The following is a 15512-nucleotide window of genomic DNA, read 5'->3' on the forward strand; positions in this document are numbered from 1 at the left end:
AACGATCATCTGCCGACGCATCACTCTGCACGACCGGCCGTCGGACCGTCAAGGCGCCTCGATACGTGCGGAATGACGCACGGGATATCGTGCGCGAGGTTTTTTCGGACGCGCCGCCGGTGTTTCCCGGCCCCGGGAATTGATTTAGGACATCCTTCCGAGCCTCTCGGTGAACACCCCCTGAATCAAACCTCTGACCTGCAACGACTGAGCTGTCGGACCGAAATCGCTCCGCCCGGCACCGCTTCCACACCCCGAAGGAAGGCTTGATCCAGGTTGTGAATCAGTCAACTTGAGCTGTTCTTGAGGTTGTCGGCGGATACCTTGGTCGAGTGTCCGCACTCACGAGGGATTCGACAGCATGCCCTTTCCACTGAGTGGAAAGCGTGGACACCCTTCCCCTTTCCCCTGGTTTCCATTGGATGGAAAGCACATCCGTCGGACGTGAATCCGACGGGAAGAAAGGCTGAACGCATGCGACGCGAACTGTGTCCGGTGGAGACCCTGTACGTCCCCCAGCGGAGCCGGGCGGTCCTGTCCTGCACCCTGGACGGCCCCGTCGACACGGCGGCGCTGGCGGCGGCGTTCGACGCCGTGACCGCCGAACAGCCCACCCTGCGCACCCGGATCGTCCCGGTGGAGGGCGGCGGCCACGCCCTCGAACCACTGCCGGAGCCCGAACGCCCCCGGCTGACCACGCGGCCGCCGGGCGAGGACGCCTACGCCGAGGAGCTGAACACCCCGCTGACCGTGGGCGGTCCACTGGCACGGGCCGTCCTGATCGGCGAACCGGGCGGGCACACGCACACGTTCGTGCTGACCGTGGACCATGTGATCACCGACGGACACAGCGCCATCACCCTGCTGAACCGCCTCTGGGACCGGTACGGGGAGCGGCTCGCCGCCGGCTCCGACAACGATGCCGAGCCCCGCCCGCCGGCCTGGCCGGCCCCGGTCAGCACGCTGCTCCCTCCGGCCGACGAGGCAGACACGGCCGCGTACTTGAAGCGCCGCGTCGAGGACACGCAGCTCCGCCCGGTACAGCTCCTCCCCTATGACGTCCCTTCCGGAGGCGGACCGGACCACCGCATCGAGGTGGCACGGCTACGGCTGAACCCCGACGAGACTCTCCGGCTGCGCACCGCCGCCCGCACGGCCGGCCTCTCCGTGCACGGCGTGATCGGCGCCGCCCTGCTGCTCGCGGTGCGCCGGCGCATGGACGGCACGGGCCCGCGTGTCCTGGCCTGCATGTCCCCCGTGGACGTCCGCTCCCGCCTCACCCCGCCGCTGTCGGCCGAGGTCATGGTGGCCGCCGTCACCGCGCATCTGCACACGCTGGAGGTGCGCCCGGACAGCTCACCGCACGACCTGGCCCGGGAGTTGGGCACCGCGTTGGGCGACCACATCGAACGCGGCGACCACTTCCGGGAGATGCGGATCATGCCGGACGTCCCGCGCCATCCGGCCCTCCAGATGGGCACCGTGATCAACACCAACATGGGCGCGGTGTCCGGCCCCCGCCTCCCGGACGGCCTGCGGGTGACGGACGTACGGCTCGTCCCGGCCCGCGAGCACTACTTCCCGCAGGCCGGCCGCAGCCCCCTGATGGCCTGCGTGACCACCTTCGACGGCCGCCTCGCCATCGAGTTCCCGCACCACACGGCGTGCTTCAGCACGGACTTCATGGCCGCGCTGCGGGACGAGGTCGGCGCGACGCTGCTGAACCTGACCGCTGAGGCCGGCTCACCCCGAGACCCCGAACAGACGGTCACGGCCTGACGGGGCCGGCCTTCCCTCCCTCCCGGCCTTCCCTCCCTCCCGGCCTTCCCTCCCTCCCGGCTTCCCCTTCCCAAGGAGCGACCCTCCGAGATGAAGACCGAGCACGAACCCCCCACCCCCGTCGCCGACCTGCTGTCCCGGGCGCGGGCCGGCGACGCCCAGGCCATGAACGACCTGCTCACCGAGATCACCCCGTACGTCGCCCACGTCTGCTTCCCGATCGCCCGCGACAACGCCTCGGACGCCGTCCAGGAAGCCCTGCTGGCCATCTACCGGGGACTCGGCACGCTACGGGAACCCGCCGCCTTCTACGGCTGGGTCCGCTCCGTGACCGTCCGGGAGGCGATCCGCACGGCCAAACGCCTGAAGGCGGAGGCCACGGGCACGGAACTGGACTCCGGCCACCCGGCGAACCCCTTGGACGCGGTCCACATCAACGACGTCCTGGACCGCCTCTCCGCCCCTCACCGCCAGGTCCTCACCCTGCGCTTCTACGGCCTCAACGAGGACGAGATGGCCGCCACCCTCTCCCTCCCCGTGGGCACCGTCCGCTCCCGCCTCTACCGAGCCCGCCGCCGCTTCCAGGAAGCCTGGCAACCCCACGCGGCCTGAGCGCGCCCGGGCGCTGTTCGGTCAGCGGAGCTGGGTTTCGAAGGTGTCGTACGTGTGCTGGTCGAAGAGGACGAATCTGGCCTCCTCGACGTTCGTCGGTGTCGTGCGGACCGTGTGGAGGGCGATGCGGGCCGCGTCGGCGACGGGCCAGCCGTAGATGCCGGCCGAGACGGCGGGGAAGGCGATCGTGCGGGCGCCGAGTTCGTCGGCGACGCGGAGGGACTCGCGGTAGCAGGAGGCGAGGAGGGCGGAGCGGTCCTCCGTCGGGCTGTAGACCGGGCCGACGGTGTGGATGACCCAGTGGGCGTCCAGCGCGCCGGCCGTCGTCGCGACCGCGCGGCCGGTGGGGAGGCCCTTGCCGTAGTGGGAGGCGCGCAGACGGCGGCAGTCGTCGAGGATCGCGGGGCCGCCCCGGCGGTGGATGGCGCCGTCGACACCGCCGCCGCCGAGCAGCGAGGAGTTGGCCGCGTTGACGATGGCGTCCACGGACTGGTCGGTGATGTCTCCCTGGACGAGCTTGATCGTGATCGTGGTCATGGGCGTGTGTATAGCAGGGCGGTCAGTCGCGTCCGCGCAGGTTCCGCCAGACGGCCTTCGCCGCGTTGTGGCCGGACATGCCGTGGACGCCGGGGCCCGGCGGGGTGGCGGAGGAGCAGAGGTAGACCGCCGGGTGCGGGGTGGAGTACGGGGAGAGGGACAACCGGGGGCGCAGCAGGAGCTGGAGTCCGGAAGCCGCGCCGGTGGCGATGTCGCCGCCGACGTAGTTGGCGTTGCGGGCGGCGAGTTCGGCGGGGCCGGCGATCGCGCGGGCCAGGACGCGGTCGCGGAAGCCGGGCGCGAAGCGCTCCAGTTGGCGTTCGATGACGTCCGTGAGGTCGCCCGTCCAGCCGTTGGGCACATGGCCGTACGCCCAGAAGACCTGCTGTCCGGCCGGGGCGCGGCCGGGGTCGACGACACCGGGCTGCACGGTGATCAGGAAGGGCCGCTCGGGCGCCCTGCCCTCGCGGGACGCGGCGCGCAGCGCGGCCCCGATCTCCGCGCTGTCGGCGCCGATCTGCACGGTGCCGGCGACCCGCGCCTCCGGTGCCGTCCACGGGACGGGCCCGTCCAGGGCGTAGTCGATCTTGAAGGCGGCCGCGCCGTACCGGAACCCCTCGTAGTAGTTGCCGAGTCCCGCGATGCGGGCGAGGGCGGTGGGCGAGGTGTCGAAGACGTAGGCGCGGGCGGGCGGCAGGTCGTCGAGGCGCTTGACCTCGTAGTCGGTGTGGACGGCGCCGCCGAGATCCTTGAGGTAGGCGGCGAGCGCGTCGGAGACGGCCTGGGAGCCGCCGCGGGCGACGGGCCAGCCGCGGGCGTGGGCGGCGAGTGCGAAGACCAGGCCGACGGCACCGGTGCCGAGGCCGTTCAAGGGGGCCATGACATGGCCGACGAGCCCCGCGAAGAGTGTCTTGGCGGGTTCGTCGCGGAACCGGCGGGTCAGCCAGGTGGAGGGGGGCAGTCCGGCGAGCCCGAACCGGGCGAGGGTGACCGGATCGCGCGGCAGGGCGGTGCGCGGCAGGGACATGAAGTCCCGTACCAGCGTGTCCCACTTGGGCAGGAACGGCTCGACGAGCCGCCGGTACGCGCCCGCGTCCCGCGGTCCGAAGGAGGCGGCGGTCTCGGCGACCGACCGGGAGAGCACGGCCGCGCTGCCGTCGAGGAACGGGTGGGCCATGGGGAGTTCGGCGTGCAGCCACTCCAGGCCGTACCGCTCCAGGGGCAGGGCGCGGAACGCGGGCGAGTTGATGCCGAGCGGGTGCGCGGCGGCGCAGGGGTCGTGCCGGAAGCCGGGGAGGGTCAGCTCCTCGGTGCGGGATCCGCCGCCCACGGTCCCCTTGGCCTCGAAGAGCGCCACCGAGAAACCGCGCCGGGCCAGTTCCACCGCGGCGGTCAGCCCGTTGGGCCCCGCTCCCACCACGACCGCATCGAGCATCGACGGCACATCCGACCCCTTCGTCAGCCGGAAGCCGCCGTAGACCGGTGGCCTCCGGGGCCAGGATATGCCGGGGGTACGACAGCGCCACGGGCGCGGGGTCGTCCACCGTCACCTGCCCGCGCGTCCACGGCTCACGCCCCGGACAGCAGGCTTGCGATCCGCCGGGCGGTCGCCGCGTCCCGGGCGGCCGTGAACGGCAGGGTGTTGCCGCCGGTGATCCGGAACGGTTCACCGGTGAGCGTCAGATGCGCGCCGCCCGCCTCCTCGACCAGCAGCAGCCCGGCCGCGTGGTCCCAGGCCGCCTCCCAGGAGAAGGCCGTGGCGTCCGACTCGCCGCGGGCGACGGCCAGATACTCCAGCCCCGCCGATCCGCAGGGGCGCGGCGCGACGCCGTCCGTCCGCAGGGCCAGCAGGGCGCGCTTCTGCTCGTCGGCGGTGTAGTCGGGGTGGGAGGTCGCCACCCGCAGATCGCGGCCGGCCTCGGGCGGGCCCGCGAACAGCCGCTCCCCGTCGAGGAAGGCGCCGCCGCCCCTGACGGCCGTGGCCAGTTGGTCGCGCACCGGGGCGTAGGTCCAGGAGGCGAGCAGGACACCGCGGTGGGCCAGCGCGACCAGCGTGCAGAAGCCGTCCTCGCCGTGCACGAACTGCCGTGTGCCGTCGACCGGGTCGATGATCCACACGGGTGCGTCGCCCCGTATCGCCTCGTACGTCAGCGGGTCGGCGTGCACCGCCTCCTCGCCGACGACGACCGAGCCCGGCAGCAACGCGCCGAGCGCCTCGGTGAGGAACAGCTCGGCCTTGCGGTCTGCGTCGGTCACCAGGTCGTGGGGGCCGCTCTTCTGGTCGATCTCGTGCGCGGCGAGCTGCCGGAAGCGGGGCAGGATCTCGGTGGCGGCGGCCTTGCGGAGGGCCTCCTCCACGTCGTCGGCGTGCCGGGCGAGAAACTCGTCGATGGTTTCCATGTCTTCGATCATGCCTCCATGAGAGCACGCCCCACTGACAATCCCTTCTTCGCCGGTGCACTCCGGGTGGAAAAGGGATGAACACCGTGCGACGCCGACACGGGCCACGGCGAGCACCATTTGTCCCTTTTGTTAGTAATCGCCCGACGATGTCTCGGGCGGCTTCGCACCCCTTCGTCACCGCGCCACCACGGAGCGAGTTTTCCCTATCCACCCCACAGGGAGTCGTGTGACACTGGCGTCCTTGTCCGCATCGCGGACTTCCGTCCGCACCGACCCCCACGAAAGTGCGCCGTGCGTTCACTGCCTCTGCCGCTCGCCCTCACCGCGCGTCTGTCCCCGGTGGCCGTGCTGGCCTGCGCGGGCTGGGCGCTGACCACCCCCGCGGCCTCCGACACGCAAGACCCGGCGGCCAAGGACACCACGACGCAGACCCAGTCCGAGCAGTCGGCGTCGGGCGAGTCCGAGGCGTCCGCGCCGAAGAAGACGTACGCGGCCGCGCCCGCCCCCTGCACCAGTGTCACGACGAAGACGATCACCGCGCTGGTGCCGGGTGCCAAGAAGGCCGGCAAGGAGATCCCGTCCACGGACACCGACGTGCGCCGCACCTGCTCCTGGAACGCGCTCAAGGAGTACGACTACCGCTGGCTCGACGTCTCCTTCGAGATCACCGAGTCGGACGACGCGGCCGAGAAGTCGTACACCTCGCGGGTGTCGGACAAGAGCGGTGGCGGGGCCGTGCCGGGGCTCGGCGACGCGGGCTACTCGGTCGTGAACCTCACCACCGAGGACAAGCAGCAGACCCGCGAGGGTGTCGTGCTCGCCCGGGTGGGCAACGCGCTGGTCATCGTGACGTACAACGGCAGCGACTTCGAGTCGAAGAAGGCTCCCGCCACGGACGTGATCAACAAGGGGGCCATCAAGGCGGCGAAGGACGCCGTCGCCGCGCTCCAGAAGCAGGGCGGCTGACCGGAGGAGCAGCGCACACTCCCCCGGCCGCCCGGTCGCCGCGCGTGTCAGGCGTCGGCGCCTTCCCGCTGCCGTCCGCGCAGCAGCATCAGGGCCAGATAGACGGCCATCGAGGTGCCGAGGCCGACCGCCCAGCCGTAGTCGGCGAGGGGTTCCAGGGCCGGGATGGGCCGGCCGTCGATGAGCGGTTTGAAGGTGGCGCCGCCGATGGCGAGGACACCGCCGGTCACGAAGGCCACCACGGCCCGCCAGTTCCAGCCGCCCTCGTACCAGTAGCGGCCGCCGACCCGGTACAGGTCGGTCAGGTCGAGCTTGCCGCGGCGCAGGATCCAGTAGTCGGCGATCAGGATGCCGGCGACGGTGCCGAGCAGCCCGCCGACCAGGCCGAGCCAGGTGAAGATGTAGCCCTGCGGGTCGGAGTACAGCTTCCAGGGGAAGATCAGCACGCCGAGGACACAGGTGGCGAGCGCGCCGGTGCGGAAACTCAGCTTCCTGGGCGCGATGTTGGAGAAGTCGAAGGCCGGGGAGACCAGGTTGGCGGCGATGTTCACCGACAGGGTCGCCACCAGCACGGTGACCAGGGCGAAGAGCAGACCGACGACGTTGTCCGTCTTTGCGGCGAGCTGGACCGGGTCCCAGATCGTCTCGCCGTACACGGCCTGGCTTCCCGAGGTGACCATGACGGACAGCAGCGCGAAGAGCGTCATGGTGGTGGGAAGTCCGAGCGCCTGTCCCCAGGTCTGGGCTCTCTGGGACTTGCCGTAGCGGGTGAAGTCCGGGATGTTCAGCGACAGGGTCGACCAGAAGCCGATCATGCCCATCAGGGAGGGCCAGAACAGCTTCCAGAAGTCGGCGCCCCAGCCGAGCTGGGAGGGCTGGTCGAGCAGCGGGCCGAAGCCGCCGGCCTTGTTGCTCATCCAGATCAGCATCACGAACGCGCCGACGAGCACGAAGGGCGCGGCCCAGTTCTCGAAGCGGCGGATCGTCTCCATGCCCCGGTAGATGATGGCCACCTGGATCGCCCAGAAGATGGCGAACGACAGCCACATGGTCCAGGGGTAGCCGCCGATCTTCCCGGCGTCGCTCCAGCCGTTGCCGATCAGCTTCCCGGCGAGGAAGTAGATCGCCTCGCCGCCGATCCAGGTCTGGATGCCGAACCAGCCGCAGGCCACCAACGCCCGTACGACGGCGGGGAGGTTGGCGCCGCGGATGCCGAAGGAGGCGCGGGCGAACACCGGGAACGGGATGCCGTACTTGGGTCCGGCGTGCCCGGTGAGGAGCATCGGGACCAGCACGATCACATTGGCCAGCGCGATGGTGAACACCGCCTGCTTCCAGTCCATGCCGACGGCGATGAGACCGGAAGCGAGCGTCCAGGACGCCGTGTTGTGGGCCATGCCGACCCACAGCGCGGAGAAGTTGTACGTGGTCCAGGTGCGCTTCTCCACCGGGACCGGCAGCAGGTCCTCGTTGGCGTAGGGGCCGCTGGGCTGCGGCGAACCAGGGGCGATCTCCACCCTGCCGTCGGCGAGGGTGACTTGGGAGGTCGGCGGTATCGCCGTGGGAGCGGTGTCGGTCATGGGCAGGCCAATCGAGCGAGAGGTGGATCCGGAAAGGCCGTGCGGGTCTCCGGCGGTCCCCTCCCCGCGCGGTCCGCGGGGAGGGGGGAACAGGAGTGGGGGGCTGGGAAATCGACGAACCCGGGCGGGTGAGCCGTAGAACGGGCGGGTCGGCGGCCGACCTGGCGGGTCAGCCGTTGACGGCGGGGATGACCGTCGTGCCGTACGCGTCGATGACCTTCTCGCGCGCGTCGTGCATGTCGTAGACGGCGAACTGGTCGACGCCCAGCTCGCGCAGGGCGTTCAGCTTCTCGATGTGCCGTTCCACGGGGCCGATGAGGCAGAACCGGTCGACGATCTCGTCGGGCACGAACGCGGTGTCGGGGTTGTCGGCGCGCCCGTGGTGGGAGTAGTCGTAGCCCTCGCGTGCCTTGATGTAGTCGGTGAGTTCCTCGGGGACGGCGGCGGAGTGGGCGCCGTACTTGGACACCAGGTCGGCGACATGGTTGCCGACCATCCCGCCGAACCACCGGCACTGCTCGCGGGCGTGGGCGAGCGCCTCGGGCGAGTCGTCGTCGGTGACGTACGCCGGGGCGGCGACGCAGATCTTCACCTCGGAGGGGTCGCGGCCGGCGGCGACGGCCGCGTCCTTGACGGCCTTGACCATGTATTCGGTGAGGTAGAGGTCGGCGAGCTGGAGGATGAAGCCGTCGGCCTCCTCGCCGGTCATCTTCAGCGCCTTGGGGCCGTAGGCGGCCATCCAGACGGGGAGTCGCGCGTCTTCCTTGATCCAGGGGAAGCGGACGACGGTGCCGCCGAGGTCGGCCTCCTGGCCGGAGCCGAGCGCCCGGATGACCTTCATGGCGGCGCTGATCCGGGCGAGGGTGTTGGGGGTGCGGCCCGCGACGCGCATCGCGGAGTCGCCGCGGCCGATGCCGCACACGGTGCGGTTGCCGAACATGTCGTTGAGGGTGGCGAAGGTGGAGGCGGTGACCTCCCAGGTGCGGGTGCCCGGGTTGGTGACCATCGGGCCGACGGTCAACGTGTCGGTGTTGGCCAGGATCTGACTGTAGATCACGAACGGTTCCTGCCAGAGCACGGCGGAGTCGAAGGTCCAGCCGTAGGTGAAGCCGTTCCGCTCGGCACGCCGCATCAGCTCGACGACCTTCGAGGCCGGCGGGTCGGTCTGTAGGACGAGTCCGAAGTCCATGAGCGCCACTCCTAGTTGAGGTACTGACAGGTGGAGCGCGGGGTGTAGACGCCGTGACCGGCGTGTCCGGTGTACTCCCGCTCGGTGATGACCGGTTCGCCCCGCGAGAGGACCGTCTCGACGCGGCCGGTGAGGCGCTTGCCCTCGTACGCCGAGTAGTCGACGTTCATGTGGTGGGTCTCGGCGGAGACGGTCTGCTCGGCGTGCGGGTCGTAGATCACCACGTCGGCGTCGGCGCCGGGGGCGATCGTGCCCTTCTTCGGGTACATGCCGAACATCCGGGCCGGGGTGGCGCAGGCGATCTCGATCCAGCGGCGGCGGGAGATGTGCCCGTCGACGACGGCCTGGTGGAGCAGGTCCATCCGGTTCTCGACGCCCGGCAGCCCGTTGGGGATCTTGGAGAAGTCGCCGCGGCCCAGCTCCTTCTGGCCGACGAAGCAGAAGGGGCAGTGGTCGGTGGAGACCACCTGGAGGTCGTTGGTGCGCAGGCCCTGCCAGAGCTTGGCCTGGTGCTCCTTGGGCCGCAGCGGGGTGCTGCACACGTACTTGGCGCCCTCGAAGCCGGGTTCGGCGAGGTTGTCGGTGGACAGGAACAGGTACTGGGGGCAGGTCTCGCCGAAGACGTTGAGTCCGTCGTCGCGGGCCCTGGCGAGTTCGGCGACCGCCTCCGCCGCCGAGACGTGCACGACGTACAGGGGCGCGCCTGCGACCTGCGCGAGCTTGATGGCGCGGTGGGTGGCCTCGGCCTCCAGGAGCGCCTTGCGGACCTCGCCGTGGTGGCGGGGGTCGGTCTCGCCGCGGGCCAGGGCCTGTTCCACGAGGACGTCGATGGCGATGCCGTTCTCGGCGTGCATCATGATCAGGCCCCCGTTCTCGGCGGAGCGCTGCATGGCGCGCAGGATCTGGCCGTCGTCGGAGTAGAAGACGCCCGGGTAGGCCATGAACTGCTTGAAGGAGGTGACGCCTTCCTCCACGAGCAGGTCCATCTCCTTGAGCGTCTCCTGGTTCACATCGGAGACGATCATGTGGAAGCCGTAGTCGATCGCGCAGTTGCCCTCGGCCTTGGCGTGCCAGGCGTCCAGGCCCTCGCGGAGGGTGTGGCCGACGCTCTGCACGGCGAAGTCGACGATGGTGGTGGTGCCGCCCCAGGCGGCCGCGCGGGTGCCGGTCTCGAAGGTGTCGGAGGCGAAGGTGCCGCCGAACGGCAGCTCCATGTGGGTGTGGACGTCGACCCCGCCCGGGATCACGTACTTCCCGGTGGCGTCGATGACCTGATCGGCGGTCCAGGCGTCCGCGGCCGGGGTGCCGGAGGCGGCGAGGGCGGCGATACGGCCGTCCTCGATCAGGACGTCGGCGTGGATCTCGTCGGACGCGGTGATGACGAGTCCGCCGCGGATGATTTTACGGCTGCTCATATTCCGTCTCCGGAGCGGTAGTTGGTCCTTGGCGGGTGGATGCCCGGTCGGGCGGGCGGCTCCCCGCGCCCCCTGGTACGCGGGGTGCGCGGGGTGCGGGGAACCGCGTCGGTCACGGCGCGGTCAGCGGGCCGTACGCCTCCGGGCGGCGGTCGCGGTAGAACTGCCAGCGGTCGCGGACCTCGCGCAGCTTGGCCATGTCCAGGTCGCGGACGACGAGTTCGTTCTCCTTGTCGCTCGCCACCTCGCCGACGAACTGGGCCTCCGGGTCCACGAAGTACGAGGTCCCGTAGAAGTCGTTGTCGCCGAGTTCCTCGGTGCCGACCCGGTTGATCGCACCGACGAAGTACTCGTTGGCGACGGCCGCCGCCGGCTGCTCCAGTTGCCACAGATAGGCGGACAGACCGCGCGAGGTGGCCGACGGGTTGAAGACGATCTCGGCGCCCGCGAGGCCGAGCGCACGCCAGCCCTCGGGGAAGTGGCGGTCGTAGCAGATGTAGACGCCGACCTTGCCGACGGCCGTGTCGAAGACCGGCCAGCCCACGTTGCCGGGCCTGAAGTAGAACTTCTCCCAGAAGCCCTTGACCTGCGGGATGTGGTGCTTGCGGTACTTGCCGAGGTAGCTGCCGTCGGCGTCGATCACGGCGGCCGTGTTGTAGAGGACGCCGGGCTGCTCCTCCTCGTACATCGGCAGCACGAGGACGATGTTCAGTTCCCGGGCGAGCGCCTGGAAGCGCTGGACGATCGGGCCGTCGGGGATCCGCTCGGCGTACTCGTAGAACGCGGGGTCCTGGACCTGGCAGAAGTACGGTCCGTAGAACAGCTCCTGGAAGCACAGGACCTGAGCGCCCTGCGCGGCCGCGTCGCGGACCGCCTGCTCGTGGACCTGGATCATCGATTCCTTGTCGCCGGTCCAGGCCGTCTGGAAGACGGCGGCACGGATCACTGGGCTCATCGGGACCTCCGGTCGCTCGGTGTGCGAGGAGCCTAGGAAGACCTGAAGACCCATTTGAGTTGCACCGTGTCACGTCTGCGGGAGTGCGGCGTGTCACCGTGTCACGTCTTTCCCGACTCATGTTTCACCGCCGTTTTCCCAGGTCGTGGCAGGTTTCAGCCCTGTTGCGCGTCGTGCGCGAGGAGCGCGATGTGCACGGAGGCGGCCTGTTCGAAGTCGTCCAGGTCGACCCCGAGCCGCGCCTCTATCGCCTCCAGACGGCGGTACAGGGCGGGCCGGGAGACGTGGTGGAGCTGGGCGGTGCGCGACTTGTTGCGGCCGGTGGCGAGATAGGTGCGCAGCACGGCGAGGAGGTCGTCGGCGGCCGTCGCGCACAGCAGTCCGTCCAACTCCCGCTCGGCGAAGGACTGCACATGCGGGTCGTCCCGCAACAGGCGGACCAGGCCGCGCAGATGGACGTCCTTGAGGCGGACGACGGCGGGCAGGTCGAGGGCTGCGGAGGAGTCGGCGACGGCGTCGGCGACGTGCTGGGCCTCACGCAGTCCGGCGGGGACGTCGTCCCAGGCGGTGCGCGGGTCGGCGGCGGCGACCACGGTGTGCCGCTCCCCCGACTCGGTGCGCAGCCGGGCGGCGAAGTGCGCGGCGAGCGCGGTCGCGTCCTGGTCGCGGGCGAGGCTGAGCAGGACGGCGGTGGCGCCGTGCGTGCACTCGGCCACCAGGCCGGACAGGCCCAACAGCCTGAGCATCCGCTCCAGTTGGGCGGGCTCGCCGTCCGGGACGACCAGCGGGACGAACGTCCGCCGGTTGACGGGGAGTCCGGCGGCGCGGGCGCGCGGCAGCAGTTGGCGTGCCGGTACGACACCGGAGAGCAGGTCGGTGAGCAGGCTCTGCGCGGACTGCTCCTCCCAACTGTGGGCGGCGTTCCCGCCGAGCATGCGGTGCAGCACCAGGGCCTCGGCGGCGCGGTCGGCGAGCAGCTTCCCGCCGGCGGTGTCGCCGCGGTAGCCGCAGAGCATGATCTGCCCCCAGCGTTCGCCGCGGCCGCCGAGTTCGGCGCGGATCCAGCCGTCGCCCTCGCTGCCTCCGGCCTGCCGGGCGATGCGCTCCCAGTCGCGCAGCACGTCGTCCACCGCGGACCGCTCCCCGGCGGTGGCAAGGACCCGGTGGGCGAGGTTGGTGACGACGACGGGGCAGCCGGTGTGATGGGCGATCTCGTCCAGGAGCCGTTGCAGCGGCGCCCCGGCGGTGATCAGCCCGGTCAGGGCGGTGCGTACGGCCTCGGAGAGGCTGACGGCGGCGAACTTGCGCCGCACCAGCCGTGATTGGACCTCCTCGGTCAGTTCGGCGAACGGGAAGGGCCGGTGCAGGACGACCATGGGCAGCCCGCACCGCTCGGCGGCGCGCCGCATGACGTCCGGGGTGGTCGGGAAGGCGCGCCCCAGGCCGAGGACGACGGCGGCGGCCTCGGCGCGGTGCAGCGAACGGATGTACTCGGCCTGGGCGTTGTCGTCGCCGGCGAGGAGGACGCCGGTGGTGAGGACCATCTCGCCGCCGGTGAGCATGACGCCGACGTCGGCGGCCTCGGCGACATGCACCCAGCGCACCGGCCGGTCGAGCTGGGCGGCGCCGGCCACCACCTCGGGTTCCCCGGCGAGGACCCGTTCCAGGGTGAGGACCCGGCGGACCGACAGGGCGGGTTCCAGGGGGTCGACGGGGCCCCAGGTCTCCAGGGTGGTGGTCATGGCGGTGTTCCCTTGCTCGACCGGCGTTCGGGGTGCCGGGGTGCTCCTTCGGTGGTCGGGGGGCCGGGGTGGTGCTACTGGGTGCTCCTCAGGGCGCTTTCGAGGATCGCGGCGCCCTCCTCGGCCTCGGCGACGGTCAGGGACAGCGGCGGGGCGATCCGCAGGGCGCTGGTGTCGTGTCCGCCGCCCTTGCCGATCAGCAGGCCGCCGGCGCGGGCCGCCTCCAGCACGGCGGTGGCCCGGTCGGGGTCGGCGCGGTCGGTGCCGGGTCTCGTCAGCTCGACGCCGATCATCAGGCCCCGGCCGCGCACCTCGCGCACTCCCGGGTCCTGGGCGGCGACGGCGCGCAGCCGTTCGATGAGCAGGCCGCCGACCCGGCGGGCGTTGCCCTGGAGGTCGTGTTCGAGGAGGAAGGTGAGGTTGGCGAGGCCGGCCGCCATGGTGAGCTGGGTGCCGCCGAAGGTGGAGATGCTGTTGGCGTCCAGGCAGTTCATGATCTCGGCGCGGGCGATCACCCCGCCGATGGAGGCGCCGTTGCCGATGCCCTTGGCGAAGGTGACGATGTCCGGCGGGCCGTTGCGGGCGTGTGCCTGCCAGCCCCAGAAGTGGTCGCCGGTGCGGCCCCAGCCGGTCTGCACCTCGTCGGCGATCCACAGGACGCCCCGCTCGTGCAGCACTTCGCGGAAGGCGGCGTAGAGGCCGTCGGGGGGCGAGGTGAAACCGCCGACGCCCTGCACCGGTTCGGCGATGAGGGCGGCGGGCGGGCGGGTGTGGCCGAGGAGGTCCCTGAGGTCGTCGACGCAGGCGGCGATGAACGCCTCGTCGTCGAGGTGGGCGAAGGGGCCGCGGCGGCGCACCCCGCCGTGCACGTAGAGCGTCTGGAGCGGGGAGAGCGAGGTCGGGGACCAGCCGCGGTTGCCGGTGATGCCGACGGCGCTGAAGGAGCGGCCGTGGTAGCTGTTGCGCATCGCGAGGACGGTGTTCGAGCGCCGGTAGGTGGTGGCGAGCAGCAGCGCGGTGTCGTTGGCCTCGGTGCCGGAGGTGGTGAAGAAGACGCGGGCGTCCGGGATGCCGCTGAGCTGGGCGATCCGCTCGGCGAGGTCGACCATCGGCCGGTTGAGGTACAGGGTGGAGGAGTGGACGATCCGTCCGGCCTGTTCGGCGACGGCCTTGGTGACCTCGGGCAGGGCGTGCGCCGTCATGGTGGTGAGGATGCCGCCGAAGAAGTCGAGGTAGCGGGTGCCGTCGGCGCCCCAGACGTGGCGGCCCTCGCCGTGGGTGATCTCCAGGGGCTGTTCGTAGTAGAGCGCCAGCCAGTCGGGCAGGACGCGGCGGTGCCGCGCGTACAGGTCGTTCACGGCTTCACCAGCCCTTCGTAGGCGTCGGGGCGGCGGTCGCGGTAGAAGGCCCACTGCTGCCGCACCTGGTCGATCAGGTCGAAGTCGAGGTCGCGGACGACGAGTTCCTCGTCGCGGTCGCTGGCGACGTCACCCACGAACTGCCCGCGCGGGTCGACGAAGTACGAGGTGCCGTAGAAGTCGTTGTCCCCGTACTCCTCGACGCCCACCCGGTTGATGGCCGCGACGAAGTACTCGTTGGCGACGGCGGCGGCCGGCTGTTCGAGCTGCCAGAGGTAGGAGGACAGGCCGCGGTGGGTGGCGGAGGGGTTGTAGACCAACTGGGCGCCGTTGAGACCGAGTTGGCGCCAGCCCTCGGGGAAGTGGCGGTCGTAGCAGATGTAGACGCCGACCTTGCCGACGGCCGTGTCGAAGACCGGCCAGCCGAGGTTGCCCGGCTTGAAGTAGTACTTCTCCCAGAAGCCCTTGACCTGCGGGATGTGGTGCTTGCGGTACTTGCCGAGGTAGGTGCCGTCGGCGTCGATCACGGCGGCGGTGTTGTAGTAGAAGCCGGACTGCTCGATCTCGAACACCGGGACGACGATCACCATGCCCGTCTCGCGCGCCAGCTCCCGCATCCGCCGCACGGTCGGCCCGTCGGGGACCGGTTCGGCCCAGCGGTAGTGCTCGGGGTCCTGGACCTGGCAGAAGTAGGGGGCGTTGAACACCTCCTGGAACCCGATGACCTTCGCGCCCCGCCCGGCCGCCGCGCGGGCGTGCTCCTCGTGTTTCGCCACCATGGACCCGGTGTCACCGGTCCAGGTGGCCTGAACCAGTGCGGCGCGTACGACGTTGGCCATGAGCTGCTCCTTCGACGGGACGTCAGAGCCTCTACGCCCGTAGACGAAGGTCGTAGAGGGACGAACGTAAGCCTCCAGGAGGGGCTTGCCAAGACCATCGTCGTTAACCCGCGGAGTCGATCGCGTTTCACACTCCG

At 70.9% G+C, this 15512-nt stretch carries 13 protein-coding genes; 3 read left to right on the forward strand and 10 right to left on the reverse strand.

Features of this window, described 5'->3' with window-relative positions; translation table 11 throughout:
- Positions 1 to 474: 474 nt before the first annotated feature.
- Both G6W55_RS07435 and G6W55_RS07440 read left to right on the forward strand, forming a co-directional pair.
- Positions 475 to 1779, forward strand: a complete 1305-nt coding sequence (locus tag G6W55_RS07435; RefSeq protein ID WP_175519999.1) for a protein kinase — start codon at positions 475 to 477, stop codon at positions 1777 to 1779.
- A 90-nt stretch (positions 1780 to 1869) separates the two neighbouring features.
- Positions 1870 to 2391 carry an RNA polymerase sigma factor gene (locus tag G6W55_RS07440; protein ID WP_030789029.1) on the forward strand — a complete coding sequence of 174 codons (522 nt, stop codon included), beginning with the start codon at positions 1870 to 1872 and terminating at the stop codon, positions 2389 to 2391.
- Between the two features lie 21 nt (positions 2392 to 2412).
- On the opposite strand, the gene G6W55_RS07445 is transcribed toward G6W55_RS07440, so the two are convergent.
- From G6W55_RS07445 to G6W55_RS07455, 3 genes are all read right to left on the reverse strand, one after another.
- Positions 2413 to 2928: an O-acetyl-ADP-ribose deacetylase gene (locus tag G6W55_RS07445; RefSeq protein WP_078635714.1), complete on the reverse strand. Its 516-nt coding sequence runs from the start codon at positions 2926 to 2928 to the stop codon at positions 2413 to 2415.
- 22 nt (positions 2929 to 2950) lie between these two features.
- Positions 2951 to 4363: an NAD(P)/FAD-dependent oxidoreductase gene (locus tag G6W55_RS07450; RefSeq protein ID WP_078637145.1), complete on the reverse strand. Its 1413-nt coding sequence runs from the start codon at positions 4361 to 4363 to the stop codon at positions 2951 to 2953.
- 134 nt (positions 4364 to 4497) lie between these two features.
- Positions 4498 to 5340, reverse strand: coding sequence for an inositol monophosphatase family protein (locus G6W55_RS07455; RefSeq protein ID WP_175520000.1), 843 nt, complete (start codon positions 5338 to 5340; stop codon positions 4498 to 4500).
- Positions 5341 to 5622: 282 nt separating this feature from the next.
- Here G6W55_RS07455 and G6W55_RS07460 point away from each other — a divergent pair, with 282 nt between their 5' ends.
- Positions 5623 to 6297, forward strand: coding sequence for a hypothetical protein (locus tag G6W55_RS07460; RefSeq protein WP_078635710.1), 675 nt, complete (start codon positions 5623 to 5625; stop codon positions 6295 to 6297).
- Positions 6298 to 6344: 47 nt separating this feature from the next.
- On the opposite strand, the gene G6W55_RS07465 is transcribed toward G6W55_RS07460, so the two are convergent.
- From G6W55_RS07465 to G6W55_RS07495, 7 genes are all read right to left on the reverse strand, one after another.
- Positions 6345 to 7877: an NCS1 family nucleobase:cation symporter-1 gene (locus G6W55_RS07465; RefSeq protein ID WP_175520001.1), complete on the reverse strand. Its 1533-nt coding sequence runs from the start codon at positions 7875 to 7877 to the stop codon at positions 6345 to 6347.
- 169 nt (positions 7878 to 8046) lie between these two features.
- Entirely contained in the window at positions 8047 to 9066 is a 1020-nt protein-coding gene (locus tag G6W55_RS07470) for a TIGR03842 family LLM class F420-dependent oxidoreductase (protein WP_175520002.1), read from the reverse strand.
- 11 nt (positions 9067 to 9077) lie between these two features.
- Positions 9078 to 10481 carry a dihydropyrimidinase gene (gene hydA / locus G6W55_RS07475; RefSeq protein WP_175520003.1) on the reverse strand — a complete coding sequence of 468 codons (1404 nt, stop codon included), beginning with the start codon at positions 10479 to 10481 and terminating at the stop codon, positions 9078 to 9080.
- A gap of 112 nt (positions 10482 to 10593) precedes the next feature.
- Positions 10594 to 11436 (reverse strand): nitrilase-related carbon-nitrogen hydrolase, encoded by an 843-nt coding sequence (locus tag G6W55_RS07480; RefSeq protein ID WP_175520004.1) that lies wholly within the window; start codon positions 11434 to 11436, stop codon positions 10594 to 10596.
- Between the two features lie 155 nt (positions 11437 to 11591).
- Positions 11592 to 13178: a PucR family transcriptional regulator gene (locus G6W55_RS07485; RefSeq protein WP_175520005.1), complete on the reverse strand. Its 1587-nt coding sequence runs from the start codon at positions 13176 to 13178 to the stop codon at positions 11592 to 11594.
- 74 nt (positions 13179 to 13252) lie between these two features.
- Positions 13253 to 14536 carry an aspartate aminotransferase family protein gene (locus G6W55_RS07490; protein ID WP_078635699.1) on the reverse strand — a complete coding sequence of 428 codons (1284 nt, stop codon included), beginning with the start codon at positions 14534 to 14536 and terminating at the stop codon, positions 13253 to 13255.
- Positions 14533 to 15375 (reverse strand): nitrilase-related carbon-nitrogen hydrolase, encoded by an 843-nt coding sequence (locus G6W55_RS07495; RefSeq protein WP_175520006.1) that lies wholly within the window; start codon positions 15373 to 15375, stop codon positions 14533 to 14535. Before G6W55_RS07495 ends, G6W55_RS07490 begins: the two co-directional genes overlap by 4 nt.
- Positions 15376 to 15512: the final 137 nt, after the last annotated feature.

Source organism: Streptomyces sp. CAI-85, from assembly GCF_013363615.1.
Classification (GTDB): Bacteria; Actinomycetota; Actinomycetes; order Streptomycetales; family Streptomycetaceae; genus Streptomyces; species Streptomyces antibioticus_B.

Excerpts from the sequence above, each read along its gene's own strand:
- G6W55_RS07435 (WP_175519999.1), top strand. The coding sequence starts at position 475 with ATGCGACGCGAACTGTGTCCGGTGGAGACCCTGTACGTCCCCCAGCGG.
- G6W55_RS07440 (WP_030789029.1), top strand. The coding sequence starts at position 1,870 with ATGAAGACCGAGCACGAACCCCCCACCCCCGTCGCCGACCTGCTGTCC.
- G6W55_RS07445 (WP_078635714.1), bottom strand. The coding sequence starts at position 2,928 with ATGACCACGATCACGATCAAGCTCGTCCAGGGAGACATCACCGACCAG.
- G6W55_RS07450 (WP_078637145.1), bottom strand. The coding sequence starts at position 4,363 with ATGCTCGATGCGGTCGTGGTGGGAGCGGGGCCCAACGGGCTGACCGCC.
- G6W55_RS07455 (WP_175520000.1), bottom strand. The coding sequence starts at position 5,340 with ATGATCGAAGACATGGAAACCATCGACGAGTTTCTCGCCCGGCACGCC.
- G6W55_RS07465 (WP_175520001.1), bottom strand. The coding sequence starts at position 7,877 with ATGACCGACACCGCTCCCACGGCGATACCGCCGACCTCCCAAGTCACC.
- G6W55_RS07470 (WP_175520002.1), bottom strand. The coding sequence starts at position 9,066 with ATGGACTTCGGACTCGTCCTACAGACCGACCCGCCGGCCTCGAAGGTC.
- hydA (WP_175520003.1), bottom strand. The coding sequence starts at position 10,481 with ATGAGCAGCCGTAAAATCATCCGCGGCGGACTCGTCATCACCGCGTCC.
- G6W55_RS07480 (WP_175520004.1), bottom strand. The coding sequence starts at position 11,436 with ATGAGCCCAGTGATCCGTGCCGCCGTCTTCCAGACGGCCTGGACCGGC.
- G6W55_RS07485 (WP_175520005.1), bottom strand. The coding sequence starts at position 13,178 with ATGACCACCACCCTGGAGACCTGGGGCCCCGTCGACCCCCTGGAACCC.
- G6W55_RS07495 (WP_175520006.1), bottom strand. The coding sequence starts at position 15,375 with ATGGCCAACGTCGTACGCGCCGCACTGGTTCAGGCCACCTGGACCGGT.